This is a genomic window from Bradyrhizobium sp. MI1.10, assembly GCF_055811035.1.
In genome coordinates, this window is record NZ_JBVVPN010000036.1 from 34,253 (window position 1) to 60,971 (window position 26,719).

A 26,719-nucleotide genomic window follows, 5' to 3' on the forward strand; every position below is an offset into this window, starting at 1 on the left:
AATCCGGTCCGCTTCACGTGCCCGGCCGCGACACCTCGGTCTCCTTGCTGGTGATGAACTCCAGCAGCACGGGAATGCCTTCCTGCGTCTTCTGGATGCCGCGCCTGATCGCGGGGATGATGTCCTCAGGTCTCGTCACCTGCTCGCCATAGCCGCCGAAGGCGCGCGCCATCGCGGCGTAGTCGCCGGAAATGTCGGTCGACCGGTATTTTTCGGTCGAAACCGGCATCACCTTCAATTCGATCGCCATCGAGAAATTGTTCAGCAGGATCGACATGATCGGAATGCGCTCGCGCACCGCGGTCTCGAAATCCATGCCGGTGAAGCCGATCGCGGCATCGCCCCAGACATTGATGCAGAGCTTGTCGGGTTTTGCGAGTTTCGCGCCCATGGCTAGCCCAAGGCCGTAGCCGAGCTGCGTCGTCTTGCCCCAGCCGAGATAGGTGAGCGGCTCGACCGACTTCCAGAACGGCGAGAGCTGGTCGCGCGGGCTGCCGGCATCGTGGGTGATGATGGTATTGCCGATGTCGACGGTGTGTTGCAGGTCCCACAGCACGCGATAGGGGCTTAAGGGCGCATCATTGCTGGTGAGCTTCGGCATCCATTTCGCCAGCCACTCCTTGTGCGAGGCCGCGATCTCGGCCGCGACCGCCGAGGCGTCGCGATCTGCGGTGACGGTCTTGCCGATCTCCTCCAGCAGCGCATCGAGCACGAGCCCGGCATCGCCGACGAGGCCGATCCTGGCTTCCACGTCCTTGTTGAGATGGTTCGGATCAAGTGTGGAGTGGATGATGGTTTTGTCTTTCGGCATCGCGATGCCGAAATTGGTCTCGGTGAAGGAGCAGCCAATGCCGAAAATGACGTCGGTCTCGGCCAGGAACTTCGGCACCGCGCGCGGCACCGCAAGGCCGCCAGAGCCAAGCGAGAGCGGATGCGTCTCCGGGAAGGACGATTTGCCCCCAAGGCTGGTCGTCACGGGAATGGCGAGCCGTTCGGCCAGCCGTTTCAGTTGCGGCCAGGCCTGCGCGTAATGCACGCCCTGGCCGGCATAGATCACCGGACGCTTGGCGTTGACGAGCAGGTCGGCCGCCTCCTTCACATGAATAGGGTCCGCGCCATAGCGGGTGCGCAGCACCGGCGTATAGTTCAGCGGCTCCGGCACGTCCTCGTTCCACATATCGGCGGGAATCTCGACGATGACAGGCCCGCCGCGGCCGTTCTTCAGCTTGGTGAAGGCGCGACGAAAAATGTTGGCGACTTCCGCGGCCAGGATGATCGGCTCCGACGATTTCGAAAACGCCTTCATCGCTTCGCTCGAATTGAAGTTCGGCTCGATATGCGCGAGCCTGCGCTGATAGCCCATCGGCAGCACCAGCACGGGAACGGATTCGCCGTAGCATTGCGCGACACCGCCCATCGCATTCTCCGCACCAGGGCCGTGCTGCATGCAGAACGCGCCGATCGAGCGTCCCGATGTCACCCGCGAGATCGCATCCGCCATGTGGATGCCGACGCGCTCCTGCCGCACCATCACGGGCCGGATATCGGCCTTGGCCGCATGCTCGATCAGATGATTGACCGGATAACCGCAGAGGATCTCGATCCCCTCGCGCTTCATGATTTCCGCAATCGCGGTGCCGAGCTTCATGGCGTTTCTCTCCCTGGGCAGGCCGGTTGGTCCGGCCGATTAGGGAAGAGAGGATCAGGAATCGGGGAAAGGGTAAAGCGCGGGCGATGAGAGTCGCGGTAGGTCAGCTATGCAGCGAGCTGCCGTAGCCCGGATGGAGCGCAGCGCAATCCGGGGCCGTGCTACCCGGACATACCAATGACGAATTCGCCGCGCTCCATCCGCTACGACCGCTACTTGCAGCTTTGGCAGATCCTCAGCTTGCGTTTCAACGCCTCGTCTTCTTGATCGATCAATTGCTCAGCGGCGCCTTTAGCACCCGGATCCGCCCTGGAGCCCTTCGCCGTGCGTGACCTCACAGGCGGCACCACTTGGCTCGAGGTGTCATTGCCCTCGCCGGGGCCTACGCTGAAGCCATCGTAGTCGGCGGCCGGGTTCGGCGCCGATGGAAGCCCGCCGATCACCGGCGGCGAAGCTTCTCTGATGGATGCTGCCGGCGGAGGTCTGGAATTTTTGGCGCCCGCATGCGGCGGCGATGCATTGGGCGGAGAAAGCGAAACCGGCGGGGCGGCCGAAGTCTGTCCTCTTGCGCTGTCCTGCGACCAGACGCCGACAACGATGAGGCTGAAAGCCAGGAGCATCACGCTTCTCATCCGCATCCTTCAAGCAGCTGTGGTTGGTGGATTGACAGTGTGAAGCGTATCAGGACCCACATGGTCGTCAAAGCGCCGCAGCCTGGATTTCGCAGCCGGGAGTATAGTTCACAAAGCGTGACCGGCCCGCCGCACCAAGCCAGGCGCGGTGAAGTCAAAGAGGAATTTAACGCTTGCGCCCTAACTTGCGCTCGCCATGAGTGACCAGGTCGTCCACAGCGAGGTTCAACCGTTTTCGGCGCGTGCTGCGCTTCCCTGGCTGGTGAGCCTTGGGGTATATGCCCTGTTGCTGATTCTTGGACCGCGGCTGCTCAATGATCCCGACAGCTATTCGCACATCGAAGTCGGGCGCTGGATCATCGCGCACGGCATGCTGCCGGCGACTGACCCATTTTCCTTTTCGAGGCACGGCGCGCCCTGGATCACCTTCGAATGGCTCTCGGAGATCATCTACGCCGGTGCCTACGCGCTTGCCGGCTGGCAGGGCGTCCTCGTCGTCGCTGCCGCGGCGATAGCGCTCGCCTTTGGTTTGTTGACGTTCTTCCTGCTGCGCGAGCTTTCGCCGACCCAGACGCTGCTCATGGTGATCGCGGCCGTCATCCTGTTGGCGCCGCATATGCTGGCGCGGCCACACGTGCTGGTGCTGCCGCTGATGGTGACCTGGGCGGCTGCCCTGGTGCGCTGCATGGATCGTGGTGGGCCTCCGCCGTATTGGGCCCTTCCTCTACTGGTCGTGTGGGCCAATCTGCACGGCAGTGTGGTGCTGGCGCTTGGACTGATCGGCCCTGCGGGGCTCGAGGCGCTGCTGCGCGAGAAGCGTAGCGAATGGCCACGCGTGTTCCTGCGGTGGCTGCCGTTCACCGCGCTCGCGGTCGCGGCGTCCTGCCTGACGCCCTACGGGCCGGAACCGCTGCTGATGCCGCTGACGACGCTCGGCCTCGGCCCCGCGCTCGGTTGGATCGCGGAATGGCGGCCGCAGGATTTCAGCCACATAGGCTTCTTCGAATTACTGCTGCTGGCCGGCATCTTCGCGCTCTCGCGTGGCGTGACGCTGCCGGTCGTGCGTGCGTTGGTCGTGATCGGCTTGCTGCATTTCGCGCTGGCCCAGATCCGCAATGCGGATCTGCTGGCCATGCTGGCGCCGCTCTATCTGGCGGCTCCGCTGGGGCGGACGTTCGGCGGACCGGTGGGAGAAGATGCTCCCGGCTCGTCACGCGGCCTGAACCTGGCCACGCTGGGTGTGTTGATCGTGGTGAGCGGGGCGACGCTGGCGCGTGACATACGACCGGCTCCGGCCATTACCCCTCAGGCTGCCATCGCTGAAGCCAAGCTCGCCACGGCGGGGCACGTGCTCAACGATTATTCCTTTGGCGGCTATTTGATCTTTGCCGGCATTCCCACCTTTATCGACGGTCGCGGTGAACTGTACGGGGGAGCGTTCATCAACCGCTACAATCGTGCCCTGGCGCTGGTCGATCTCGGCGACTTTCTCAAGTTGCTCGACGAATACAACATCGGCGCAACGCTGCTCGCGCCGGGAACGCCGGCGATAGCGATGCTGGACCGGCTGCCCCAATGGCAGCGCGTCTACAGCGACGACGTGGCGGTCGTGCACAAGCGGCGAGATATGCCGCAAAAATAGATCAAGCGGTCCCGAAGGCGACGTATTGGCCGCCGAGCGGCACGCCGCTCAGGGTCGCTTCGAGGCGCCGTGCCGGCTTGGTGTCCCAGGGCAGCAGCAGGAAATGGCGCGCACCGATCTCGCGCAAGCCGCCGGCAGCCATCAATTTTCGGGTTTTACCCGCCCCGAGCAGGACGGCGTCCCGGTCGAACTCACAACGCGCGACGGCAAGGCGGGTCAGCGGGTTGTATGGATTGTGCTCGATGACGCAGACGAGTCCCCCGGGTCGCGTCACGCGCCGCATCTCGGCGATGAATTGCGCCCATTCGGCCGGCACGACGTGGTGCATCACGCAGACGGCGGTGACCAGATCGAAGCTGGCATCGTCGAAAGGAAAGGTGCGGCCGTCAAACTCACGGTAGTCGACCTTGCCGTTGTCAGCGCGTGCCTGCGCCAGGCTGGCCGAAGAAACGTCGATCCCGCTCAAGCGGCCGACCATGCCGTGCAGCAGGGGATGAAGGCTGCCCACGCCGCAGCCGACGTCCAGCATGTCGGGCCTCTCCTTGTCGAGCCGCTGCGCGATCAGATTGCCCAGGAGATCGGCCTTGGCGCGCATGAAGAAGTGATGCGGCAAGCCGGAGAAGTCGATCGAGGATTGGACCACGTCACGGTAGTTGTCGTGATAACCGTCAAAGAGTTCGGTCATGCGCCGGCTCACTCGTTGACGGCGTGGATCGCGGGTGCGGCCGCCGTCTCGTTGCGGTCGAAGCCAGCGCGTGTCTGCACCACATAGAGCGGGCGACGTTTCACCTCGGCATGGATGCGGCCGACGTAGAGCCCCACGATACCCGTCATCAGCATGTTCATTCCACACAGCAGGGACACGACGACCATCGTCGAGGACCAGCCGGTGACGAGGTGACTGTCGTTGCTGAGCCACAACAGGATCACCCAGCCGCCGTAGAGCAGTGCCAGACCCGAGACCGTCAATCCGCACCAGATTGCGAGCCGCAAGGGCAGATCGGAAAAGCCGAGCGCGGCGTTCATCGCGAGCCGCACCATCTTGAACAGCGGATATTTGGTCTCGCCCGCTGCACGTTCGAGGCGGTGGAAGGCGATCTCGGCCTGCCGGAAGCCGAGCCAGGCGATCATGCCGCGCACGAAGCGGTCTTGCTCCGGCATCTGCCGAAGCGCGTCGAGCACCTTGCGATCGATCAGGCGGAAGTCGCCGACATCGGCGGGGATGCCGACCGAGGACATCCTGCCGAGAAGCCGATAGAACAGATGCGCGGTCGCGCGCTTGAATCGGCTTTCGCCGTCGCGCGACAGGCGGCGGGCGTGGACGATGTCGTTGCCTTCCTGCCATTTTGCGATCAATTGCTCGATCACTTCAGGCGGATCCTGCAAATCGGCATCCATGACGATGATTGCTTCACCTTGCGCGGCGTCCATGCCGGCGGTGATGGCGATCTGATGCCCGAAATTTCGCGACAGGCCGATATAGCGAAAGCGCGGGTCGCGCGTGGCGAGCGCCTGTAGCACGATCGAGCTGGAATCGCTGCTGCCGTCGTCGACGAAGATCGCTTCAGCCGGCCCATCGAGCCGCGACAGGACCAGGTCGAGCCTGCGCAGCAGCACCGGCAACACGGATTCCTCGTTGAACACGGGGATGACGAGGCTGTAGCGGATCGACTGGAAATTGGCCGCCATGCGAGAGAGTCCAACTCGTTGCAGGAGCGGAAGTCTATGCCGGCGGTGGTTAAGGTCGCCTTGCCACAACCATTAAGGATGTGGCGCGCCGGGGCGGCTTCCATTGAATCGGCGCGGATGGTGATGCCCGATTAACCACGCCGAGCAGCCGCGGCTTTGGCCCAGGACTTGCGGCCTAGGACTTGCGGCGGATCTTGTAGAGAACAAATCGCTTCGAGGTATCCAGCGCTTCCAGCAGATCCGGCAACGGGTTCGCGACCCGCGGCCCGAGGACGTAGAGATAGTCGAAGTCCTGGGGCCAGGTGCTGACGAACGGCGGAACGCCATCCGGCGGCCGGCTTGCCGCAATCGCGGTCAGCACGCCCAGCGGCATCGGCCCCCCGTAGGGAATGGCAAGGCGGCGCACGTCCTCGCGTGGCCGCACGGGCTGCTTGCCCGCTTCCGTAAATAGATTGGGCACGAACGCGTTGGCATAGTGCACGGCGAGCGTAGGCGCATAATACATCGGATATGAGGTGAGGTCGGCGAAGGGCGGGTCTCCATTGTCGTCCGTGCTGGCGACCAGGATGCGCGAGCCGCGATCGATCTTGTGGAACGACTCGACGATGGCCGCATAGTCGGTGCGGTAAGGCAACCACACCGCGAGCACGACGGCGAGATTGACCAGGATGATGCCACTGATCGCGGCGAGCGCTGCCATTCTCCATGTCCGGCTGGGCAGCGTAATAGAGCAGAAGGCCGGCAGGATCAGAGCCGCAGCGGGAATCACGCGAAGGTCGACGAACGAAGTTCCGAACAGCTTCGAGGGAATGACGACGTAGAGCAGCGCGAAGCCGGTCGCGAGCCAGATCCCGGCTGCTTCGAGCTTGAGGACGCCGCGTCTTGCGGCGAAAAACAGCGAGATCATCAGCGCAAGCCCGGTCGCAGCCGCGATCGTCAAATTGTAACCGTTCATGATGCGCAACGGCCAGATCGGCTTGAATCCGAAGAACCAGTTCGTTCCTTCGCTTCCGATCGATCCCGCGGTCATGCGCATGATCCCAAACAGGGCAAGCGCCGGTACGGCCAGCGCGGCGAGCCGCGCGGCGGCGACACCGTACGATATTCGCCCATGGCGGATGCGCGAGAGCTCGTAAAGGCCGAGCGTCGCGCCGTAGATGCCGAGGGAGAAGAAATGCGCCGCAAATAGCGCAGCGACGAAGACCATGTTGACGACGAAACGCAATGGCCATGGGCGTTCCGCGAGCATCAGATAGACGGCGATGCCGCAGAGAGCGAGGCCCAGTCCGAACTCGAAATTCACGAAGCCCCAGCTGAACGGTAGGCAGTAAAGGAACGCGAGCGCCGCAAAGCCGGCGAGATGGACCCGTCCCTTCCGCGCCCATTCGAGCAAGAGCGCGCCCCCAACGATCAGCAATTGACTCAGGAGCAGAAACAGCCGCGTGGCGTTCTCGACACTGATCAGCCGCGCCATCTGCGGGACCAGCAGATCCATGCCAAGGTTGGGATAGAATGCCCAAGCCACTTCGTAATGCGGATTGGCGTTGGGGGTGCCGTTCTGGCTCAGAATATACATCCGGGCGAGGTGATTGGGATAGTCGACCATCGCGGGGATAGGGGTCAGCCGCACCGGAAGAAACGACACAGCCGCCAGGACAGCAAGAACGGTGATCGCCACCGATCGGTCCGAGCCAAGACCAGCCCGGATTGTCGAGGTCGGCTTGTCAGAAGAAATCATGTCATCGGGCCGCTGCAGTTTGAGCTTACGCTCTACGATGGCGCAACCGCCCGACACAACGCCATATTGCGAATTCGCGAAAATCAAGCTGGGTCGTCGCCGCATCGGAAGGAGGAGCCCGTCATCCGACGCGCTGCACGCGGACTTGTGCTGATGAGATTGCGGCGCGCCGGCAATGCCGGCTACTTGACCGCCGCGCCGACCGAGTTGAATTTGCCGCTCAGGAGTGCGCTGCCGGTGTTGTTCACGGCCGCGATGATCGCAAACGCGATGCCGGTGGCGATCAGACAATACTCGATGGCAGTGGCACCATTTTCATCGGCAAGAAATGACTTGAGCAAAGTCATCGTCAACTCCTGTTCATCCGTCCAACCTAGGCTGGTGCCGTTTTCGGAATGGTAAATTGATTCAGCAATTTTTCGCGGGCGCGTCAAAACCCAGGTGGATGGTCCTCACCTGCCGTTTGGTATGGTGTCACCGATTGACTTAAGGTTTCGTCACCCAATTCGGACGCATTTGGCGATATCGTCATCCCGTCTCAGGACGAGATCTGGCGTTCCGGCGCGGCCTTGCCGGGGCGTTTCAGCACCGTTGCCAGGCGTCCGACCAGATAGCTCACCGCGCATGGCTGCGCCCGCGCGGAGCTGCCGGCGAGGCTTTCTTCCTCGGCCGCGTCGTTGACGATGCCGATGTAGTTCTTTCTGGCGTCCTGCTGCTGCACGAGCCTGCAAATCCCGGGTTCAATCGAGGCGCAACAATGCTGCGCGGAGCGGGAAGCGTCGGTTAATTTTGCCTTCCGTAGGACTACGTGTCGTCCCCGCGACCGCGGGCAGACGCTGAAAGCGCGGGCTTGGCTTAACGGATTGTTGAGCCTGTTCTTGAGCGGGGCGCCGGCTCAGTCGCGCCGACCGTCCGCATTCATCGCCCGCAATACCGCGATGCGGGCGAACATCATCCAGCCGCCGCCGGTCTCGGCCGCGTTGATCAGGGTTTCGATCGCGGTCTGCCAGTGGCTCGCATGCTGCGTGTCCTCGGGCAGTCGCATGATGTGATCGGCAGCTTCTTGCAGCGTCCGCAGCTTGCGCCCGCCACGTAACGAAATGGGATCGTCGAATGCGGTCGACCAGGGCATGTCAGGTCGGCCGATCGACGAGGGGAGGCATCACGGCGTCGTCGCTGTGCGATGCTGCTAGCCGGCCTTCTTCGCCCGAGCCGGCGCGCGCACCGGCTTGTCGGCTTTTTTGGGAGCGGCTTTCGCAGCAGCGTCCTTGCCGCCCTTGCCGGCGATTGGCAGCAGCATCTCGCGCTGGCCTTCGACGCGCTTTTTCGGCTTCTTGCCCTTGAGGGCGTCCTTGGTCACATCCTTGGCCACTTTCGCCGCGGGGCCTGCGTCCTTCTCGTTCGCGATGCTCTTCTTCAGCGCGTCCATGAGGTTGATGACGTTGCCACCGGTCTTGGGCGCGGTCTTTGCTGCGATGGGCGCGCCGCTGCGCTTCTTGTTGATGAGGTCGATCAGCGCGGTCTCGTAGTGGTCCTCGAACAGCTCGGGCTCGAACGCGCCGGACTTCTTCTCGACGATGTGCTTTGCAAGGTCGAGCATGTCTTTGGTCAGCTTAACGTCCTGGATGTCGTCGAAATAGTCGTTCTCGCCGCGCACCTCGTAGGGGTAGCGCAGCAGCGTCCCCATCAGGCCGCTCCCGAGCGGCTCCAGCGCGATGATGTGCTCGCGGTTGGTCAGCACCACGCGGCCGATCGCGACCTTGTCCATGCTCCGGATCGTCTCGCGGATCACCGCAAAGGCGTCGTGACCGACCTTGCCATCGGGCACGAGATAATAGGGACGGATCAGATAGCGGCTGTCGATGTCGGTCTTCGGTACGAACTCGTCGATCTCGATCGTGTGGGTGGAGTCCAGCGCGATGTCGTCGAGCTCGTCCTTGGTGACCTCGATATAGGTGTCGGTGTCGACCTTGTAGCCCTTGACGATGTCCTCCGAAGTCACCTCGTCACCGGTCTCGGCGTCGACCTTGAGGTACTTGATCCGGTGGCCGGTCTTGCGGTTGATCTGGTTGAACGAGACCTTCTCGGTATCCGAAGTGGCCGGATAGAGAGCGACCGGGCAGGTCACGAGCGACAAACGCAGAAAACCCTTCCAATTGGCGCGGGGGGCCATGGGCTACTCCAAACGCAACGGGGACAGAAGACGAAGATACCATCGGGGAACACCGAATCATAGCAAGGCGGATCGCTGAATCTTGCATCTGCGTTAACCGGCCGCCCGGCGCGCGGTTGCAGCCTGATCCGGCTGCAAAGGCCGGAACATCATATCCGATCATGCGTTGCCACGGGACATTCCGCCGCGAGGAGTCGCAGCCATCCGACGCGACGGCCAGAAATTGAGGTCACCATGGCAACCACGCGAGACCAACGTCAGATCGTGGAAACTCCGACCGAGGCGCGCCAGGGCGAGCCCGGGCCGTCGGTGGCGGCGCTGCTCGCCATATCCACCGGGCTCGCGATCCTGATCCTCGCGGTCATCTGGTTCGTTTTCTTCCGGACCTGATCGGCAGATCGACCGGACGGTTCGCACCTTCCGACTCGCCGCGTAACGCGGCACATTGCGCCCCCCCCCCCCCCCCGGGGGGGCGGGGGGGGGGGGGGGGGGGCGCAGTGCGTTGATCGCGAACAGGTCGGATATGACCAAAAAGTAACGCGGCCGGTTCCCCGTGTTCATATTCAGTTCACGCCGGAATTGCTCATCTGTGCGGGTGTTCATGCGGCCTAATTCTGGAGAGAAGCGTGCGCCTGCTCGTCGTTGAGGACGACCCCGATCTCAATCGCCAGCTTACCAAGGCGCTGACCGACGCCGGCTATGTCGTCGATCGCGCCTTCGACGGGGAGGAGGGGCATTATCTCGGTGACAACGAGCCCTACGACGCCGTGGTGCTCGACATCGGCCTGCCGAAGAAGGACGGCATCTCGGTGCTGGAAGCCTGGCGGCGCAACGGCCGTACCATGCCGGTCCTGATCCTCACCGCGCGTGACCGCTGGAGCGACAAGGTCCAGGGCTTCGATGCCGGTGCCGACGACTATGTCGCAAAGCCGTTCCACCTGGAGGAGGTGCTGGCGCGTATCCGCGCGCTGCTGCGCCGCTCCACCGGTCATGCCCAGAGCGAGCTGAGCTGCGGCCCCGTCACGCTCGACACCAGGACCGGCCGGGTCAGCGTATCCGGCAATCCCATCAAGATGACGTCGCACGAATATCGGCTTCTGGCCTATCTGATGCATCATTCGGGGCGCGTCGTGTCCCGCACCGAGCTGGTCGAGCATCTCTACGACCAGGACTTCGACCGCGACTCCAACACCATCGAGGTCTTCGTCGGCCGCATCCGCAAGAAGCTCGACGTGGACATCATCCAGACTGTCCGTGGCCTCGGCTATCTCCTGACCCCGCCGACCCCCGGCGCTTGAAGCGTGGTGTCTCGGACTATCTTGTCTAGACGTATCTTGGCTTGACGGGCGGCCCGGCAGAGGCCTTGTTCGGGTCATGAGTTCCGACCCCATGCCACCCCGCGCCTCCGGGATCATTCCGATGCCCGCCAGCTCGCTCGCGAACCGCCTGTTTCTGTCGGCGACCGCGTGGCTCGTGGTGATCCTGGCCATCACCGGCGTGGTGCTGTCGTCGGTCTACAAGAATGCCACCGAGCGCGCCTTCGACCGCCGGCTCAATCTCTATCTCCGCACGCTGATCGCCGAGGTCGCCACCCCCGACGAGCCCCCGGACCGCCAGTTCCAATCGCTCGGCGAGCCTCTGTTCGAGCTGCCGTTGTCCGGCTGGTACTGGCAGATCACGCGGACCGACACCGAAAAGCCGGAGGTGCGCTCCTCGCGCTCGCTCTGGGACAAGAAGCTGCCGAAGCTGGAAGAGCAGGGCACCGAGCTTACCGCCGCCGGCATCCGGATCGCTTATGTCGACGGTCCCGAGGGACAGAATCTGCGTATGGTGGAGCGGCCGGTCGATCTCGGCGCGGACGGCAAATTTCTCGTCAGTGTCGCCGGCGACGACACCGAGATTTTCGACGAGACGCGCAGTTTCGATTACTACCTCGGCGGCACCTTCACCGCGCTCGGCATCGTGTTGCTGCTGACCACCGTGTTTCAGGTCCGCTTCGGTCTCGCGCCGCTCAAGCGCATCTCCGAATCCATCGCCGACATCCGGTCCGGGCGGGCGGAGCGGCTCGAGGGCGAGTTCCCGGTCGAGATCGCACCGCTGGCGCGCGAGACCAACGCGCTGATCGACGCCAATCGCGAGATCGTCGAGCGCGCACGCACCCATGTCGGCAATCTCGCCCACGCCATCAAGACGCCGCTCTCGGTCATCGTGAACGAGGCCGGCGCGCATGCCACCGACCCGTTCGCGGCCAAGGTGATGGAGCAGGCCGACGTGATGCGCGACCAGGTCGCCCATCATCTCGAGCGCGCGCGCATCGCGGCGCGGGTCTCGGTCGTCGCGACGGTGACGGAGGTTGCACCGGCCATCGAGGCATTGCGGCGGACCATGGAGAAGATCCACCGCGGCCGCGGCATCGTGGTCGAGGCCGAGGCCGATCCGTTGGCGAAATTTCGTGGCGAGCGGCAGGATCTGGAGGAGATGGTCGGCAATCTCGTCGACAACGCGTGCAAATGGGCGGCCTCGCGGGTCTTCATCGAAGTTCTGGTGGAAGCGCCGCATCAGGCGAGCAGCGGTCCGCGGCTGCATATCATCGTCGACGACGACGGCCGCGGCCTGTCGGAGGCCGAGCGCACCCAGGTCTCACGGCGCGGCCAGCGGCTCGACGAATCCAAGCCCGGGTCGGGGCTGGGGCTGTCGATCGTGACCGAGCTCGCTGCGCTCTATGGCGGCAGCCTCTCCCTCGGCCGCGCACCGACGGGGGGCCTGCGGGCGGAGCTGGTCCTCCCCGGAATATAATCCCTTGTTCCGACGCGACTATTCGGCCTGCGGCACACCGATCCGGACGAAACCAGGGGTATTCGGAGCGACTTCCTAAACGGCTTCTTAAGTGGCCCCACCTATGATCGAGCAGGACGGACCCCACGTCCGCCATTTTACCGTTCATTACCCGGGCGCATGAGCCAGACATCGATCGAGCGGCTGAGGGACTATCTCGCGCAGCTCCCGCCGCAGGCGCAGGCGCTGTTGATGCGGGAGTTCGAGCGTGCGCTCGAGCGCGGCCAGGACACGGCCGTGGCAACCCTCGTGCTCGACCAGCTGCGCAAGATTGTCCGCAAGACGGAAGCCGACGAGGCCCCACCGCCGCGTACGGACGATCTGTCGCGGCTGCTGTTCCAGGTGCTGGAACCATTCCTGGTCGAAGCAGGCGCCCCGATCCGGGCCGGGCAGATCCGCCGCTCTTCGCTGGCTCCGATCTGGCAATGGCTCGGCCGCGACGGTGCTCCGGCCAAGCTGAATGAATTCGAGGCGGCGCTGGCGCGCATGCCGGCCGACAGCGCAGGGCAAGTCGAAGCGCTGGCCTCGAAGCTCCAGGCGGTCGCTGCGGATGCCATCTTCGAGCTGACGGGACCGGGCGGGGGTGACAAATCGCGTGCGCTCGCCCGCGTCGGTCCGCCCAACGTGATCGAGGATCTCTATTCGACCGGGGCGGTGCTCGCGGTCCGCGACGCCATCGCCACCTTGAACGAGAAGCTGCCGCGCTCTTTGCGCGCCTTCGGCGATGCCCAGATCGCCTCGGTGACTGCAGCGCTCAACATTCCCGTCCTCCAGACGCCGCAGATGCTGCCCTTCGCGCTCTCGATCGTCGTGCAGCGGATGACCGCGCCGTGGCAGATCATCCGCCTTGCCATCAAGATTGCCGCGTCCGACGACGAGATCCGTGTCGCGGCAACGCCCTATGGCGTCGCGGTCACGATGGCGCTGCATGACCTGTCCTGCGTGGCCGCCATCCTGCGCATGGACATTAAGCGCGGCCATTTCGATAATGTCGCCGGCAATCTCAAGACGCTGCACGACGGCGTCAGGGGCCTGCGTACCGAGCTCGACCTGCGCAATGATTCCGCCTGGGGCAAGCAGTTGACCTCGATCCGGGCCGACATCTCCAACGCGCTGCAATCCGAGATCGACAGTGTTCCCGGCCGGGTCCGCCGCATCCTGCGCCAGCGCGCCGAGAAGGACATTCCGCCGGGCGCGCGGATCGACAGCACCGAGGTCGAGGAAACCGTGGCGCTGATCGATTTCGTCGCGACCTGTCGCAATTATGCGAGCGAGCTTGCAATCAACGAGGTGACACTGCGCACCTATTCCGACCTGCAGCAATATGTCGAGCGTTCGACCGAGCAGCTGGTGCAGTCGCTGCGCGGCGCCGATCACAAGGTCCGCACCTATCGGCAGCAGCAGGTGCAGGCCGCGATCCGCTTCTGCCAGGTGCTGTTCGGGGATGATTATGCCTCGCTGATGAGCCGCGCCGCGGAGAACGCGGCCACGGGCGAGCGCAAATCGTCGCGCGCGAGCTGATCCAGGCGCATATTTCAGCAGTCACAATTTCAGGTTGACGGTGTCGGTGGCTGGCCCTACGGTCGCCGTGCAACTTTCTGATATTTCTATCTGTGGGCGCATGAAATCCGTTATCAGTTCCATCGAAATCGAAAATCGCGTCGTCGTTGCCAAATATCAAAGGCTGATGGTAGGCGCGAAGGTGGTGCTGGTCGAGAAGGCAAGCGGTCGGCAGCTTCCTGAGACCGTCACCAGGGTTGCATCGCCCGTTCCCGTCGGGGCGTTGCGCATCAGATTGCCCGACGCTATCGAGCCGGGAACATACTTCCTGAAGGCCTTTAACGGGCATGGCGAGGACGCCGCTCAAAGCGCGGACTTCGAGATCGGCTAAGCCGTTGGATTTTCACCGTTTCGGGACTGTGCGCGGTCGCGCCGAATTGACAATTGTCAATTGCCGCATCGTCCGGCCGTGGTGTAAAGCGACCTGTGGGCGCGGCTTGCGCGCTGCCGGAAGCTTGCCAGATGACGCTATGGTTCGTGTTCGCGCTGATGACGGTCGCGGCGATCTTCGCCGTGCTTTTGCCGCTCGGCCGTAGCGGACGCGCGCAAAATCAGGGCAGCGAAGTCGCGGTCTACAAGGACCAACTCGCCGAGATCGAGCGTGATCTTGCCGCAGGGCTGATCGCAGCGCCCGAAGCCGACGCCGCGCGCGTCGAGGTCAGCCGCAGGCTGCTCGCCGCGGCCGGAAGCGAGCCCGCAACGGCACCGAAATCCAGCCTCAAATGGCGCCGCGCGGCGGCCGTGTTGGCGCTTGCCGGCCTGCCGCTGGTTGCGATTGGTGTCTATGTGCCGCTCGGCTCGCCCAGGCTTCAGGACTTTCCGCTGGCGCAGCGGGAGCGCGGATCCGGGTCCGGCATGGCGCAGTCGCTCGAGAATCTGGTCGTACAGGTCGAGCAACATCTGGAAAAGAATCCAACCGACGGGCGCGGCTGGAACGTAATCGCGCCCGTGCTGGAGCGGCTCGGCCGCTTCGACGACGCCGTGCGCGCCTATCGCAACTCGCTCACCTACAATGGCGAGAGTGCGGAGCGCCGGTCCGACCTCGGCGAAGCGATCTCGGCCGCCGCCGGTGGCGTCGTGACCGCCGAAGCCAAGACCGAGTTCGAGCGCGCGCGCGCGCTCAGCGCGGATGATCCGAAAGCGAACTACTTCCTCGGTCTCGCCGCCGAGCAGGACGGCCGCAAGGACGACGCCGCCAATATCTGGCGAGCGCTGCTGGCGAAAGCGCCGGCGGATGCGCCGTGGCGCCCTCTGGTGCAGAGCTCGCTCGCGCGAGTCGGCGGCGGTGGCGCTACGATGCCGGCGCTGTCGGATGAGACCCTCGCGGCTTCCAAGGACATGAAAGAGGGCGATCGCAACGCCATGGTTCGCGGCATGGTCGAACGGCTCGCCACGCGCCTCAAGCAGAATGGCGACGACGTCGAGGGTTGGCTGCGCCTGGTGCGCGCCTATCTCGTCATGGGTGATCGCGACAAGGCGGTGGGGGCATCGACCGATGCCCGCCAGGCGGTTGCCAACGATGCAGCGCGGTTGCGCCAGCTCGATGAAGGCCTCAAGACACTCGGGCTCGACGGATGACGATGTCAGGACGAGACGGGCAGGGAATGGATACGCCATGACGCGCAAGCAGCGACGTATGACCATCATCGGCGGCTCGCTTGCCGTGCTCGCGCTCGCGGCCGCGCTGGTGCTCAACGCACTGCGCGACTCCATCGTGTTCTTCTCGACGCCGACCATGGTCGCCGAGAAGCACGTCGCGCCCGGCAAGCGGTTTCGCCTCGGCGGCCTGGTGCAGCCCGGCTCGCTCCAGCGCGGCGACAATCTCGCGGTGACCTTCGAGGTCGCCGACGGTGGCGCAAAGCTTCCGGTCGCCTTCAAGGGCATTTTGCCTGATCTGTTCCGCGAAGGGCAGGGCGTCGTCGCCGAAGGCGCGCTCGACGCCGATGGCGTGTTCAAGGCCGACACCGTGCTCGCCAAGCACGACGAAACCTACATGCCAAAGGACGTCGCCGATGCCCTGAAGAAGCAGGGGCATTGGAAGGATGATTACGGCGCCAAAGCTTCCGATGGCGTCAAGCCCGCGGCCACAACCGCGCAGGGCAATTCGCAGGGAGCAGTGCGGTGATCGCGGAGTCAGGACATTATGCGCTGGTGCTGGCGCTCGGACTGGCACTGATCCAGTCCATCGTGCCCCTGATCGGCGCGCGACTGCGTGATGACGCGCTGATGAATGTGGCGCGGTCCACCGCGCTGGCGCAGCTCCTGTTCGTCGGTGCGTCGTTCGTCGCACTGGTGATGCTGCACGTAGAGTCGGATTTCTCGGTCGTCAACGTCTACGAGAATTCCCACTCCATGAAGCCGCTGCTCTACAAGATCACCGGCGTGTGGGGAAACCATGAAGGCTCGATGCTCTTGTGGGTGTCGATCCTTGCGCTGTTCGGCGGATTGGTGGCCGCCTTCGGCAACAATCTGCCGCTGTCGCTGCGCGCGCATGTGCTGGCCGTACAGGCGTGGATCGCCAGCGCATTCTATCTCTTCATCCTGGTGACCTCCAACCCATTCCTGCGCATCGCCAACCCGCCGATCGAGGGACGCGATCTCAATCCGGTGCTTCAGGACATCGGTCTCGCCGTGCATCCGCCAATGCTCTATCTCGGCTATGTCGGCTTCTCGATCTCGTTCTCCTTCGCGATCGCGGCGCTGCTGGAGGGTCGGATCGACGCAGCCTGGGCGCGCTGGGTGCGGCCGTGGACGCTGGTCGCCTGGATCTTCCTGACGCTCGGTATCGCCATGGGTTCGTACTGGGCCTATTACGAACTGGGTTGGGGCGGCTGGTGGTTCTGGGACCCGGTCGAGAACGCCTCGCTAATGCCGTGGCTTGCCGGCACCGCGCTGCTGCATTCGGCGCTGGTGATGGAGAAGCGCAACGCGCTGAAGGTCTGGACCATCCTCTTGTCAATCCTGACCTTCTCGCTATCGCTGCTCGGGACCTTCCTGGTGCGCTCGGGGGTCATCACCTCGGTGCATGCCTTCGCGACCGATCCAACCCGCGGGGTGTTCATTCTCCTGATTCTCTGCCTGTTCATCGGGGGCAGCCTGTCGCTGTTCGCCGGGCGCGCGACGTCGTTGAAGCAGGGCGGCCTGTTTGCGCCGATCTCGCGCGAGGGCGCGCTGGTGCTGAACAATTTGCTGCTCACGGTCGCCTGCGCGGTGGTGCTGTTCGGCACACTCTATCCGTTGGCGATGGAGATGCTCGCCGATTTCAAGATGTCGGTCGGCGCGCCGTTCTACAATCTCACCTTCGCGCCACTGTTCGCGCTGTTGCTGCTCGCCGTGCCGTTCGGGCCGATGCTGGCATGGAAACGCGGCGATCTGCTCGGCGTCACCCAGCGTCTGCTCGCGGCAGGCGTAGCCGGGCTCGTCGCCGTCGCCATGGTCTGGGGCTGGGCGCGCGGCGGCAGCGCGCTCGCGCCATTGGCAATCGGACTTGGCGTCTTCGTCATTGCCGGCGCAGCGACGGATCTGGCCGAACGAACTGGTTTGTTTCGCCTGCCGTTCGCGACGACGCTGCATCGTGCCCGCGGTCTGCCGCGCTCGGCCTGGGGCTCGGTATTTGCGCATGCCGGCCTCGGCGTCGCGTTGATCGGGATCGTTTGTGAGACCACCTGGAATAGCGAATATATCGCGACCATGAAACAAAACGACGTCGCCCATGTCGCCGGCTATGACGTCAAGCTGGATGGCCTGTTTCAGCGTCAAGGGCCGAACTTCCACGAGATGATCGCCGAGTTCAACGTCAGCAGTGACGGCGAGAAGCTCAGCGTGATGACGCCGTCCAAGCGCAGCTTCACCACCCGCGGCTCCTCGACCACCGAGGCCGCGCTGCTGACGCGCGGCGCCAGCCAGCTCTACATCTCGCTCGGCGACGCCACTGCCGAGGGCGCCATTGCCGTGCGCATCTATCACAAGCCGCTGGTGCTGCTGATCTGGTGGGGGCCAGTGCTGATGGCATTCGGCGGCGTGCTGTCGCTGTCGGACCGGCGCCTGCGGGTGGGTGCGCCAAAACCGGCGCGGGCCAAGCAGCGCCTGCAGCCGGCGGAGTGATCCGATGCGCCGAATGATGGTCGCGTTCGTCGCGCTGCTGCTGCTGGCCTTACCTGCGGCGCATGCCGTGCAGCCCGACGAGATCATGTCGGACCCTGCGAAGGAGTCGCGTGCACGCGACTTGTCGCGCGAGCTGCGCTGCATGGTCTGCCAGAACCAGTCGATCGACGATTCCGATGCGCCGCTCGCGCGCGATTTGCGGCTCCTGGTGCGCGAGCGCATCGCGGCTGGCGACAGCAATTCGCAAGTGCTCGATTTCCTGGTTGCGCGCTACGGCGAGTTCGTGCTGCTCAAGCCGCGCTTCGAGCGCCAAAACATACTGCTGTGGCTGCTCGCGCCGCTGCTGCTGATTGGCGGCGGCCTGGCGTTATGGCTGCAAATCCGCCGGCGCTCGCGAAATGGTGCAGACGTCCCGGCTCCGCCGCTCTCGCCGGAGGAAGAGGCGCGTCTCGCCGCATTGATGGCGGATGAAGCCAAGTCTCACTAGCTGCGTTGCTGCGCGCATGAAGTCGGCACTGCGCGGGCGTTTATGGAACTTCGTTAAGTTCCTACAGGCTCGCTACTTTCGGCCGCGATAAACTGCCGCATCCACATTCTCCGTTCATTACAAAAGTTTAACCCCGCCGCCAGCGCACGGTAAGGCGGCAGCCCCCATCTTCAGGTTCGTAAGGTGCCGCCGTCAGGTACCAAATGGATTTCAAGGCCTTGGAGATCTCTGCATGACCGACCGTTCCGACCTCTCGAACCTTCCGTCCTACCGGCAGCCCCGCCCGTCGATTTTCTCGGCCCGCAAGTTCGCGCTGATGGCCTCGGTCGTCGCCGGCCTCGGTGCCGCCGTCTATGGCTTTGGCCCGTCGACCTCGCCAGCTGATCTGTTCTCGACCCCGGCGCATGCGCAGGTCAACAACGAGGTCCGCAAGGTCGAGCGTCCGATCGGCTTCGCCGACATCGTCGAGCGCGTGAAGCCGTCAGTGATCTCGGTGAAGGTCAACATCAAGGAAAAGACCGCGAGCAATGATGACGGCGATGACGCGCAGTCGCCGTTCCAGCCGGGCTCGCCGATGGAGCGATTCTTCCGCCGCTTTGGCGGTCCGGACGGCATGCCGGGCCTGAAGGGTGGTGGCGGTCGTGGCCGCGTCGTGCAGGGCCAGGGCTCCGGTTTCTTCATCTCGGCTGATGGCTTTGCCGTGACCAACAACCACGTGGTCGACGGCGCCGACAAGGTCGAAGTCACCACCGACGACGGCAAGACCTACACCGCCAAGGTGATCGGCACCGACCAACGCACCGACCTCGCCCTGATCAAGGTCGAGGGTAGCTCGAACTTCCCGTTCGCGAAGCTTGCCGACGGCAAGCCGCGGATCGGCGATTGGGTGCTCGCGGTCGGCAACCCGTTTGGGCTGGGCGGCACCGTGACTGCGGGCATCGTCTCAGCCAGCGGCCGCGACATCGGCAACGGCCCCTACGACGATTTCATTCAGATCGACGCGCCCGTGAACAAGGGCAATTCCGGCGGTCCGGCTTTCGACACCAACGGTGAGGTGATGGGCGTCAACACCGCGATCTACTCGCCCTCCGGCGGCAGCGTCGGCATCGCGTTCTCGATTCCCGCGAGCACCGTGAAGAGCGTGGTGGCGCAGCTCAAGGACAAGGGCTCGGTCAGCCGCGGCTGGATCGGCGTGCAGATTCAGCCTGTCACCTCCGACATCGCCGACAGCCTCGGCATGAAGAAGGCCGAAGGTGCGCTGGTTGCCGAGCCGCAGGCGAATGGTCCGGCGGCCAAGGCCGGCATCGAGTCCGGCGACGTGATCACGTCGGTCAACGGTGAAACCGTCAAGGACGCCCGCGAGCTCGCCCGTACAATTGGCGGCCTGGCGCCCGGCGCGACCGTGAAGCTCAACGTGCTGCACAAGGGCCAGGACAAGGTCGTGAACCTCACCCTCGGCCAGCTGCCGAACACGATCGAGGCCAAGGCCGACATCGACAAGGACAGCGGCAAGGGCGCGAGCCGTGGCACCGATGTGCCCAAGCTCGGCATGACCGTCGCGCCCGCCGATTCCGTGGCCGGCGCCGGCAAGGAAGGCGTCGTGATCACCGAAGTCGATCCGAAGAGCGCGGCTGCCGAACGCGGCTTCAAGGAAGGCGACGTGATTCTCGAAGTCGGCGGCAAGAGCGTGAGCACCGCCGGCGAAGTCCGCGACGCCATCAACACGGCGCGGACCGACAACAAGAACAGCGTCCTGATGCGGGTGAAGAGCGGCGGCCAGTCGCGCTTCGTCGCCGTGCCCATCGCCAAGGGGTAACCAAGGGCCAGGCCTCAGGAGGCCTCCGAGATGAAGGGTGTCGCCGGCATCAGTCGCCCCCGCCGACGGCGCCCTTCGGGGGAGCAGCGCAACGTTTGCTTCCCCTGTCTACCTTCCGGTGGAATACGCCCCCCTCCGTCGGAAGGCCTAGGGCGGTGAAGTCCCCCCAGCTTCACCGCCCGCCTTTTTCTCGATGCCAGAGTCGCTCACTCGGCTTGCATGCGATTGCCGCTCGCGCCATGTTTAGAGAAGGTTCACTCCCTTGACCGTTGCCGAACGCACGATGCGCCTCCTCATCATCGAAGACGACCGCGAATCCGCCGACTACCTCGTGAAGGCGTTTCGCGAGGTCGGGCACATTGCCGACCACGCCGCCGACGGCGAGGAAGGCCTCGCCATGGCCGAGAACGGCGATTACGACGTGCTGGTGGTCGACCGCATGCTGCCCAAGCGCGACGGCCTGTCGGTGATCGGTGCGCTCCGCGACAAGGACGATTCGACGCCGGTGCTGATTCTCTCCGCGCTCGGCCAGGTCGACGACCGCATCAAGGGCTTGCGCGCTGGCGGCGACGACTACCTGCCGAAACCCTATTCCTTCGCCGAGCTGTTGGCCCGGGTCGAGGTGCTGTCACGCCGCCGCGGTGGTCCGGCCGAGGACACGCTGTACCGCGTCGGCGATCTCGAGCTCGACCGGCTCTCCCATCGCGTCGCGCGCGGCAAGGACGAACTGACGCTCCAGCCGCGCGAATTCCGCCTGCTCGAATATCTCATGAAGCATGCGGGCCAGGTGGTGACCCGCACCATGCTGCTGGAGAACGTCTGGGACTATCATTTCGATCCGCAGACCAACGTGATCGACGTACACATTTCGCGGCTGCGCTCCAAGATCGACAAGGGTTTTGAGCGGCCGCTGCTGCACACGATCCGCGGCGCGGGATACATGATCCGTGACGGCATTCGGTAAACTCGTCCGCACCACGGCATTCCGGCTGACGCTGGTCTATTTGCTGCTGTTCGCGATGTTCGCGGCCTCGCTGCTCGCCTATTTCGCCTGGAATACGCGGCGGCTGATCACCGAGGAAATCACGCAGACGGTCAATGCCGAGACCTCGGAGATCAATGAGATCTACGGCCGGCGCGGCTTGCGCGGTCTCGTGCTTGCGATTGAGTACCGCGCGCTGCGCCCGGGCGCCAATCTCTACCTCGTGACCACGCCGACCGGGCAGGCGATCGCCGGCAATGTCGGCTCGCTGGCGCCCGGCGTGATGGCGACGCGCGGCTGGTCGGAGACGGCATATCGGCGCATTGAGGATGCGGACGAGCGCGACCATCGCGCCCTGGTGCGCGTCACCGAGCTCGAGAATGGCTTCCGGCTTCTGATCGGCCGCGACCTCGCCGAGCGGCGGCGCCTGTTCGGCATCGTCGCCAAGGCCGCGCAATGGTCGGTGCTGATCGTGGTGGTGCTTGGCCTGGGCGGCGGGATCTTCGTCGCGCGCAGGGTGCTCAGGCGCATCGACGCCATGTCCGGGACGGCCCATCGCATCATGACCGGCGATCTCAGCGAGCGCCTGCCGGTAGGACGCAGCGGTGACGAGCTCGACCGCCTCGCCGAAAACCTCAATGCCATGCTGGAGCGCATCGAGGCGCTGATGGCGGGGCTGAAGGAGGTCTCCGACAACATCGCCCACGATCTCAAGACGCCGCTGACACGCTTGCGCAACCGCGCCGAGGAGGCGCTGGCGAAATCAGGCAGCGAGGCCGATTACCGCGCCGCGTTGGAGCGGACCATCGAGGAATCCGACGGCCTGATCCGTACCTTCAACGCGCTGCTGATGATCGCGCGCGCCGAGTCCGGTCAGGCGCGCGGCAACATGGACGATTTCGACGCTGCCGATGTCGCACACGGCATCCACGAGCTCTACGAGCCGCTGGCTGAAGACGACGGCATGACGCTGAAGGTCGAGGCCGATCCGACGCCGGTGCACGCCAACCGCGAACTGATCAGCCAGGCGCTCGCCAATCTGGTCGAGAATGCGATCAAATACGGCAAGCCGGTCGCGCCAACAGGTGGAACCGTGGTCAGCCTGGATTCAAGGCAGATCGCGATCGAGGCGAAACGCGAGGGCGACCAAGTGCTGCTCAGCGTCACCGATCGCGGCCCCGGTATCCCCGAGGCCGACCGCAAGCATGCCGTCGAGCGATTCGTGCGGCTTGAAGCCAGCCGCACGCTGCCGGGCTCCGGCCTCGGCCTCAGTCTCGCCTCCGCGGTCGCGACGCTGCATGGCGGCGAATTGCGGCTGGGCGATGCCCATCCGGGCCTCGTCGCCACGCTGGTGCTGCCGGCGCTCGCGGGCGACAGGGTTGCTCCTCCAATACCGGATGTGCCACAGAAGGTGGCATGAACCACTCCGCGCCGGGAAACGCGGACAAGCATGGTGAGAGACTTGCCGCACGCTTCGCGGAGGCTCCCCATATTGCCGCTTCCGTCACCGACCAAGGACGTTTTGAAAGCTGGCTGGCCGAGCTCGAGCCCGCGCAATCCGCCCGTCTTGAAGCGCTGCTGACTCATCCCTTCGCGCGGAACGCCCTGGCCGGCATCGCGGAATTCTCGCCTTATCTGTTCGAACTGGTGCGCGCTGATCCGCAACGTCTGATCCGGCTGCTGGAATGCGATCCGGATGCGCATCTCGCCACGCTGGTCGCGGAGGCGAACGGCGCCGTGCTCGCGGCATCCGATGAAGCCGAGGTGATGCGGCTGCTTCGCCGCATGAAGGCGGAGGCCGCGCTCCTGATCGCACTGTGCGACATCGGCGGGGTCTGGCCGGTGACGCGGGTGACCGCAGCGCTCACCGATGTCGCGGTGTCCTCGGTGCGGGCGGCGCTTCAATACCTGCTGCGGCAGGAAGCCGCACGCGGCAAGCTCTCGCCGCCCAATCTCGAGGCGCCGGAGGAGGGCTGCGGGCTGATCGTGCTTGCGATGGGCAAGATGGGCGCAGGCGAGCTGAACTATTCCAGCGACATCGATCTCATCGTGTTTTTCGATCCCGACAATACGACGCTCGCCGCCGATATCGAACCCCAGCCATTCTTCGTGAGGGTGACGCAGGGGATGGCACGCATTCTCCAGCAGCGCACCTATGACGGCTACGTCTTCCGCGTCGATCTGCGCCTGCGTCCCGATCCATCCTCGACGCAGGTGGCGATTTCGCGCGACGCCGCGCTGAACTATTACGAGCGTGAAGGGCGCACCTGGGAGCGCGCCGCGATGATCAAGGCGCGAGCCTGCGCCGGCGATCCCAGGGCGGGCGAGGCGCTGCTCGCGGAGATCGCGCCCTTCGTCTGGCGCAAGCATCTCGACTTCGCCGCGCTTGCCGACGTTCACGACATGAAGCGGCAGATGCAGACCTATCGCGGCCAGAGCGAGGTTGCGGTCGAAGGGCATAACGTGAAGGTCGGGCGCGGCGGAATCCGCGAGATCGAGTTCTTCGCCCAGACCCAGCAATTGATCGCCGGGGGGCGACATCCCGAACTGCGCGTACGGCCGACGCTCGCCGCGCTCGGCGTGCTCGCTTCCAGCAACTGGATCACGGTTGCGGCGCGCGACGAGCTGACCACGGCGTACCAATTCCTGCGTCGGGTCGAGCATCGCCTCCAGATGATCGCAGACGAGCAGACCCATACGCTGCCCGAGGACAAGGAGGTGGTCGAGCGTTTCGCCTGGTTCTTCGGCTATCCGGATCGCGAGGCCTTTGCCCGCGACCTCTTGGGCCAGCTCGAGATCGTCCAGGGCCACTACGAAAAACTGTTCGAGCGCGACGATCCGACCGGCACGGCCAAGCTGCCGGCGCTGGACTACAGTGCGGGTCCCGACGATCCGCGGCTGCTTCAGTATCTGGCCACGCTCGGCTTCAAGAAGCCTGCCGCCGTCGCGCAGACCGTGCGTGACTGGATCACCGGCGAGTACCGCGTGTTCCGCGTCGAGGCGACGCGAAACGCATTCGTCGAATTCGTGCCGGCCCTGATCGACGGTCTCGCTCATGCCGAGGAGCCGGATCGGGCCGTCGTGGCGTTCGACCATTTCCTTGGAGCGCTTCAGCGCGGCGGCCGGCTGATCACGCTGCTCGGGCAGAACCGCGATCTCGTCGCGCTCGTGGCCCTGGTGCTGGGCGCGGCGCCTCGGCTCGGCGAGATGCTTGCGCGGCAGCCGCAACTGATGGACGGCCTGATTGATCCGCGCTTCTTCGGCGCCATGCCCGACAGGCAGGAATTGTCGGGGCGACTTGCGACGACGGTGCAGGATGCGGGCTCTTACGAAGAGTTCCTCGACCGCCTGCGTCTGTTCGGGCAGGAGAGCCTGTTCCTGATCGGCACGCGCATTCTCTCAGGCACGGTCTCGGCACAGCAGGCGAGCACGGCCTTTGCCGACGTCGCCGAGGGCATCGTCCATACCGTGCATGGCCTCGTCGCCGACCGTTTCGCCGCCCAGCATGGCCGGATCAAGGGGCAGGAGACCGCCATCATCGCGATGGGCCGGCTCGGCAGTCGCGAGATGACCGCGTCGTCCGATCTCGACCTGATCCTGCTTTACGATTTCGACGGCGACAATCCGGACTCCGACGGCGCGAAGTCATTGCAAGGTGCGCATTATTTCGCCCGCTTCACCCAGCGCCTGATCAGCGCGTTCACGACGCGCACCAATTACGGGGTGCTTTACGAGATCGACATGCGGTTGCGCCCCTCGGGGCGCGCCGGCCCCGTGGCTTCGAGCCTCGTTTCGTTCGCGGACTACCAGGCCAACGAGGCCTGGACCTGGGAACACATGGCGCTGACCCGTGCGCGCGTCGTGTCGGCTTCGCCCGAATTCCGGGAACGGATTGAACGCGTCATCCGCGATGTCCTGACCCGTCGCCGCGATCCCGCAATCACCGCCAACGATGTTGCCGATATGCGGCGTGCGATCGCCCAGGAGAAAGGCGAGGCCGATTGCTGGGATCTGAAATATGCCGCCGGCGGCATGGTCGACATCGACTTCATCGCGCAATATCTCCAGCTCGTACATGCTCACGAGAAGCCGGAGATTCTCGACGTCGCCAGCATGCAGGTGCTGGAAAATGCATGCAGGCTCGGCGTGCTCGCGCAATCGGAGACCGAGATATTGCGGGCCGCGGCGCGGCTCTATCACGACCTGACGCAAATCCTGCGGCTCTGCGTCAGCGACCGGTTCAAGCCGGAAACCGCCGGCACCGACCTTCTGCGCGTGATGGCACGCGCGGGCGATGCGCCGCATTTCTCCTCGCTGGAGGCGCGCGTGAAGGAGACGCAGAGCGAGGTGCGCCGTGTCTTCAAGGCGCTGCTGGAAGGGACGTCGTCGGCTTCAGCGAGGTGAGCGCCTCGCGCACGTTCGGCTCCAGGCCCACGCCGCCGGCATCGAGATGGGCGAAGATCGCGCGCTTCATCCGCGGGTCCCAGAACTTCTTGATGTGGTCGGCGATCCCCGGCACGGCCTTGTCGTGGCCCTGGCTTCGGAAGAACGTGCCGATCTGGTTGGCCATGTAGATCAGGCGGTCAGGCGACATCGGCAACCTCCGTGGCATGACGGGCGACAACCCGGCCGCCATGCGAAAACACTTCGAACCCGTCCTGGCGGGCAATGGCAATCAGCGTGATGCCGGCGGCCTCCGCGGTGCGCACCGCAAGGGCAGTCGGCGCAGAGACGGCGACCATCACCGGCGCGCCGATGGCGGCGGTCTTCTGCACCATCTCGACCGAGACGCGGCTCGTCAGCAGCACGATGCCGCCGCTTGCAGGCGTGCGGCTGCGCGCCAGCGAACCGGCGAGCTTGTCGAGCGCGTTGTGGCGGCCGACATCCTCGCGCAGCGCGACGATACCACCGGCAGGCGACCAGAACGCGGCGGCGTGAACGGCGCGGGTTTGCAGATTGATCGATTGCAGCGGTGCGATGGTCTGCATCGCCGCCATCACCTGTTCGGGCGCAAACGTCTGTCCCTGCGACACGACGGCCGCAGGCCGCACAGCTTCGGCAATCGAGTCGATGCCGCAGATGCCGCAGCCGGTCGGGCCGGCGATGTGGCGGCGGCGCTCGCTGATGCGCGCGACGTCTTCAGACGCCAGCCACATGCGGAGCTCGATGCCGTCGTCGAGGCGGACGATTTCGAGCGACTTGATGTCATCGACGGATTTGATCATGCCTTCGTCCAGGCTGAACCCGACCGCAAAATCTTCGAGGTTCTGCGGCGTTCCCATCATGACGGCGTAGGTGCCGCCATTGTAGGTCAGCGCCAGCGGCGTCTCCTCCGGGATCAGCCGCGCTCCTTCGGTCGCGACACCGTCGCGCCAGATCTCGCGGTCGATGGCCTGGACCGGCACGTGCATGC

Annotated in this window: 25 protein-coding genes; 14 read left to right on the forward strand and 11 right to left on the reverse strand. The window is 64.7% G+C overall.

Annotated features, from left to right (window positions below; translation table 11 throughout):
• Positions 1-13: 13 nt before the first annotated feature.
• Together AC0L3K_RS30160 and AC0L3K_RS30165 are read right to left on the reverse strand one after the other, a co-directional pair.
• Complete coding sequence (locus AC0L3K_RS30160) at positions 14-1,669, reverse strand: thiamine pyrophosphate-requiring protein (protein WP_473367408.1); 1,656 nt, start codon at positions 1,667-1,669, stop codon at positions 14-16.
• A 191-nt stretch (positions 1,670-1,860) separates the two neighbouring features.
• Positions 1,861-2,280, reverse strand: a complete 420-nt coding sequence (locus AC0L3K_RS30165) for a hypothetical protein (RefSeq protein ID WP_219680757.1) — start codon at positions 2,278-2,280, stop codon at positions 1,861-1,863.
• Positions 2,281-2,476: 196 nt separating this feature from the next.
• On the opposite strand from AC0L3K_RS30165, the gene AC0L3K_RS30170 reads away from it, so the two are divergent.
• Positions 2,477-3,922, forward strand: coding sequence for a hypothetical protein (locus tag AC0L3K_RS30170; RefSeq protein WP_473367394.1), 1,446 nt, complete (start codon positions 2,477-2,479; stop codon positions 3,920-3,922).
• Between the two features lies 1 nt (position 3,923).
• On the opposite strand, the gene AC0L3K_RS30175 is transcribed toward AC0L3K_RS30170, so the two are convergent.
• The 7 genes from AC0L3K_RS30175 to ku form a co-directional block, all read right to left on the reverse strand.
• Positions 3,924-4,607, reverse strand: a complete 684-nt coding sequence (locus AC0L3K_RS30175; RefSeq protein WP_007593418.1) for a class I SAM-dependent methyltransferase — start codon at positions 4,605-4,607, stop codon at positions 3,924-3,926.
• 8 nt (positions 4,608-4,615) lie between these two features.
• On the reverse strand, positions 4,616-5,611 hold the full coding sequence (locus AC0L3K_RS30180) for a glycosyltransferase family 2 protein (RefSeq protein ID WP_007593416.1): 996 nt from the start codon (positions 5,609-5,611) through the stop codon (positions 4,616-4,618).
• A 175-nt stretch (positions 5,612-5,786) separates the two neighbouring features.
• Entirely contained in the window at positions 5,787-7,349 is a 1,563-nt protein-coding gene (locus AC0L3K_RS30185; RefSeq protein ID WP_473367395.1) for a hypothetical protein, read from the reverse strand.
• A 182-nt stretch (positions 7,350-7,531) separates the two neighbouring features.
• Entirely contained in the window at positions 7,532-7,696 is a 165-nt protein-coding gene (locus AC0L3K_RS30190; protein ID WP_007593411.1) for a Flp family type IVb pilin, read from the reverse strand.
• 191 nt (positions 7,697-7,887) lie between these two features.
• A complete protein-coding gene (locus AC0L3K_RS30195) occupies positions 7,888-8,070 on the reverse strand; it encodes a hypothetical protein (protein ID WP_007593409.1) in 183 nt (60 codons plus the stop codon).
• A 174-nt stretch (positions 8,071-8,244) separates the two neighbouring features.
• Positions 8,245-8,481 carry a hypothetical protein gene (locus tag AC0L3K_RS30200; protein ID WP_007593407.1) on the reverse strand — a complete coding sequence of 79 codons (237 nt, stop codon included), beginning with the start codon at positions 8,479-8,481 and terminating at the stop codon, positions 8,245-8,247.
• Between the two features lie 57 nt (positions 8,482-8,538).
• Positions 8,539-9,522 carry a non-homologous end joining protein Ku gene (gene ku, locus AC0L3K_RS30205; RefSeq protein WP_354164369.1) on the reverse strand — a complete coding sequence of 328 codons (984 nt, stop codon included), beginning with the start codon at positions 9,520-9,522 and terminating at the stop codon, positions 8,539-8,541.
• 234 nt (positions 9,523-9,756) lie between these two features.
• Here ku and AC0L3K_RS30210 point away from each other — a divergent pair, with 234 nt between their 5' ends.
• The 13 genes from AC0L3K_RS30210 (at position 9,757) to AC0L3K_RS30270 (ending at position 25,710) form a co-directional block, all read left to right on the forward strand.
• Positions 9,757-9,912 (forward strand): hypothetical protein, encoded by a 156-nt coding sequence (locus tag AC0L3K_RS30210; protein ID WP_007593402.1) that lies wholly within the window; start codon positions 9,757-9,759, stop codon positions 9,910-9,912.
• Positions 9,913-10,148: 236 nt separating this feature from the next.
• A complete protein-coding gene (locus AC0L3K_RS30215) occupies positions 10,149-10,820 on the forward strand; it encodes a response regulator transcription factor (protein WP_007593400.1) in 672 nt (223 codons plus the stop codon).
• Positions 10,821-10,941: 121 nt separating this feature from the next.
• Complete coding sequence (locus AC0L3K_RS30220; protein WP_473367396.1) at positions 10,942-12,318, forward strand: ATP-binding protein; 1,377 nt, start codon at positions 10,942-10,944, stop codon at positions 12,316-12,318.
• Positions 12,319-12,477: 159 nt separating this feature from the next.
• Positions 12,478-13,878 (forward strand): hypothetical protein, encoded by a 1,401-nt coding sequence (locus tag AC0L3K_RS30225; RefSeq protein WP_473254611.1) that lies wholly within the window; start codon positions 12,478-12,480, stop codon positions 13,876-13,878.
• A gap of 100 nt (positions 13,879-13,978) precedes the next feature.
• Positions 13,979-14,248 (forward strand): hypothetical protein, encoded by a 270-nt coding sequence (locus AC0L3K_RS30230; RefSeq protein WP_007593394.1) that lies wholly within the window; start codon positions 13,979-13,981, stop codon positions 14,246-14,248.
• Positions 14,249-14,379: 131 nt separating this feature from the next.
• Positions 14,380-15,495 carry a c-type cytochrome biogenesis protein CcmI gene (gene ccmI / locus AC0L3K_RS30235; RefSeq protein ID WP_007593383.1) on the forward strand — a complete coding sequence of 372 codons (1,116 nt, stop codon included), beginning with the start codon at positions 14,380-14,382 and terminating at the stop codon, positions 15,493-15,495.
• Between the two features lie 37 nt (positions 15,496-15,532).
• Positions 15,533-16,042: a cytochrome c maturation protein CcmE gene (gene ccmE / locus AC0L3K_RS30240; protein WP_354127472.1), complete on the forward strand. Its 510-nt coding sequence runs from the start codon at positions 15,533-15,535 to the stop codon at positions 16,040-16,042.
• Positions 16,039-18,021, forward strand: coding sequence for a heme lyase CcmF/NrfE family subunit (locus AC0L3K_RS30245; RefSeq protein ID WP_354127473.1), 1,983 nt, complete (start codon positions 16,039-16,041; stop codon positions 18,019-18,021). Before ccmE ends, AC0L3K_RS30245 begins: the two co-directional genes overlap by 4 nt.
• A 4-nt stretch (positions 18,022-18,025) precedes the next feature.
• Positions 18,026-18,508: a cytochrome c-type biogenesis protein gene (locus tag AC0L3K_RS30250; RefSeq protein WP_354127474.1), complete on the forward strand. Its 483-nt coding sequence runs from the start codon at positions 18,026-18,028 to the stop codon at positions 18,506-18,508.
• 232 nt (positions 18,509-18,740) lie between these two features.
• Positions 18,741-20,324, forward strand: coding sequence for a Do family serine endopeptidase (locus tag AC0L3K_RS30255; RefSeq protein ID WP_473367397.1), 1,584 nt, complete (start codon positions 18,741-18,743; stop codon positions 20,322-20,324).
• A 283-nt stretch (positions 20,325-20,607) separates the two neighbouring features.
• Positions 20,608-21,288 carry a response regulator transcription factor gene (locus tag AC0L3K_RS30260; protein WP_035969420.1) on the forward strand — a complete coding sequence of 227 codons (681 nt, stop codon included), beginning with the start codon at positions 20,608-20,610 and terminating at the stop codon, positions 21,286-21,288.
• Complete coding sequence (locus tag AC0L3K_RS30265) at positions 21,272-22,726, forward strand: sensor histidine kinase (RefSeq protein WP_219680851.1); 1,455 nt, start codon at positions 21,272-21,274, stop codon at positions 22,724-22,726. The genes AC0L3K_RS30260 and AC0L3K_RS30265 overlap by 17 nt, the downstream gene beginning before the upstream one ends.
• On the forward strand, positions 22,723-25,710 hold the full coding sequence (locus AC0L3K_RS30270; protein WP_473367398.1) for a bifunctional [glutamine synthetase] adenylyltransferase/[glutamine synthetase]-adenylyl-L-tyrosine phosphorylase: 2,988 nt from the start codon (positions 22,723-22,725) through the stop codon (positions 25,708-25,710). The genes AC0L3K_RS30265 and AC0L3K_RS30270 overlap by 4 nt, the downstream gene beginning before the upstream one ends.
• Here the strand turns inward: AC0L3K_RS30270 and AC0L3K_RS30275 are convergent.
• Positions 25,667-25,900, reverse strand: a complete 234-nt coding sequence (locus tag AC0L3K_RS30275; protein ID WP_219680856.1) for a formate dehydrogenase subunit delta — start codon at positions 25,898-25,900, stop codon at positions 25,667-25,669. The genes AC0L3K_RS30270 and AC0L3K_RS30275 overlap by 44 nt on opposite strands.
• Positions 25,890-26,717 carry a formate dehydrogenase accessory sulfurtransferase FdhD gene (gene fdhD, locus AC0L3K_RS30280; RefSeq protein WP_473367399.1) on the reverse strand — a complete coding sequence of 276 codons (828 nt, stop codon included), beginning with the start codon at positions 26,715-26,717 and terminating at the stop codon, positions 25,890-25,892. The genes AC0L3K_RS30275 and fdhD overlap by 11 nt, the downstream gene beginning before the upstream one ends.
• Positions 26,718-26,719: the final 2 nt, after the last annotated feature.

Bases quoted from the DNA above. Each gene is read 5' to 3' on its own strand.
- AC0L3K_RS30165 (WP_219680757.1), bottom strand. From the start codon at position 2,280: ATGAGAAGCGTGATGCTCCTGGCTTTCAGCCTCATCGTTGTCGGCGTC.
- AC0L3K_RS30170 (WP_473367394.1), top strand. From the start codon at position 2,477: ATGAGTGACCAGGTCGTCCACAGCGAGGTTCAACCGTTTTCGGCGCGT.
- AC0L3K_RS30175 (WP_007593418.1), bottom strand. From the start codon at position 4,607: ATGACCGAACTCTTTGACGGTTATCACGACAACTACCGTGACGTGGTC.
- AC0L3K_RS30180 (WP_007593416.1), bottom strand. From the start codon at position 5,611: ATGGCGGCCAATTTCCAGTCGATCCGCTACAGCCTCGTCATCCCCGTG.
- AC0L3K_RS30185 (WP_473367395.1), bottom strand. From the start codon at position 7,349: ATGATTTCTTCTGACAAGCCGACCTCGACAATCCGGGCTGGTCTTGGC.
- AC0L3K_RS30190 (WP_007593411.1), bottom strand. From the start codon at position 7,696: ATGACTTTGCTCAAGTCATTTCTTGCCGATGAAAATGGTGCCACTGCC.
- AC0L3K_RS30200 (WP_007593407.1), bottom strand. From the start codon at position 8,481: ATGCCCTGGTCGACCGCATTCGACGATCCCATTTCGTTACGTGGCGGG.
- ku (WP_354164369.1), bottom strand. From the start codon at position 9,522: ATGGCCCCCCGCGCCAATTGGAAGGGTTTTCTGCGTTTGTCGCTCGTG.
- AC0L3K_RS30210 (WP_007593402.1), top strand. From the start codon at position 9,757: ATGGCAACCACGCGAGACCAACGTCAGATCGTGGAAACTCCGACCGAG.
- AC0L3K_RS30220 (WP_473367396.1), top strand. From the start codon at position 10,942: ATGCCCGCCAGCTCGCTCGCGAACCGCCTGTTTCTGTCGGCGACCGCG.
- AC0L3K_RS30225 (WP_473254611.1), top strand. From the start codon at position 12,478: ATGAGCCAGACATCGATCGAGCGGCTGAGGGACTATCTCGCGCAGCTC.
- AC0L3K_RS30230 (WP_007593394.1), top strand. From the start codon at position 13,979: ATGAAATCCGTTATCAGTTCCATCGAAATCGAAAATCGCGTCGTCGTT.
- ccmI (WP_007593383.1), top strand. From the start codon at position 14,380: ATGACGCTATGGTTCGTGTTCGCGCTGATGACGGTCGCGGCGATCTTC.
- ccmE (WP_354127472.1), top strand. From the start codon at position 15,533: ATGACGCGCAAGCAGCGACGTATGACCATCATCGGCGGCTCGCTTGCC.
- AC0L3K_RS30250 (WP_354127474.1), top strand. From the start codon at position 18,026: ATGCGCCGAATGATGGTCGCGTTCGTCGCGCTGCTGCTGCTGGCCTTA.
- AC0L3K_RS30255 (WP_473367397.1), top strand. From the start codon at position 18,741: ATGACCGACCGTTCCGACCTCTCGAACCTTCCGTCCTACCGGCAGCCC.
- AC0L3K_RS30260 (WP_035969420.1), top strand. From the start codon at position 20,608: ATGCGCCTCCTCATCATCGAAGACGACCGCGAATCCGCCGACTACCTC.
- AC0L3K_RS30270 (WP_473367398.1), top strand. From the start codon at position 22,723: ATGAACCACTCCGCGCCGGGAAACGCGGACAAGCATGGTGAGAGACTT.
- AC0L3K_RS30275 (WP_219680856.1), bottom strand. From the start codon at position 25,900: ATGTCGCCTGACCGCCTGATCTACATGGCCAACCAGATCGGCACGTTC.
- fdhD (WP_473367399.1), bottom strand. From the start codon at position 26,717: ATGCACGTGCCGGTCCAGGCCATCGACCGCGAGATCTGGCGCGACGGT.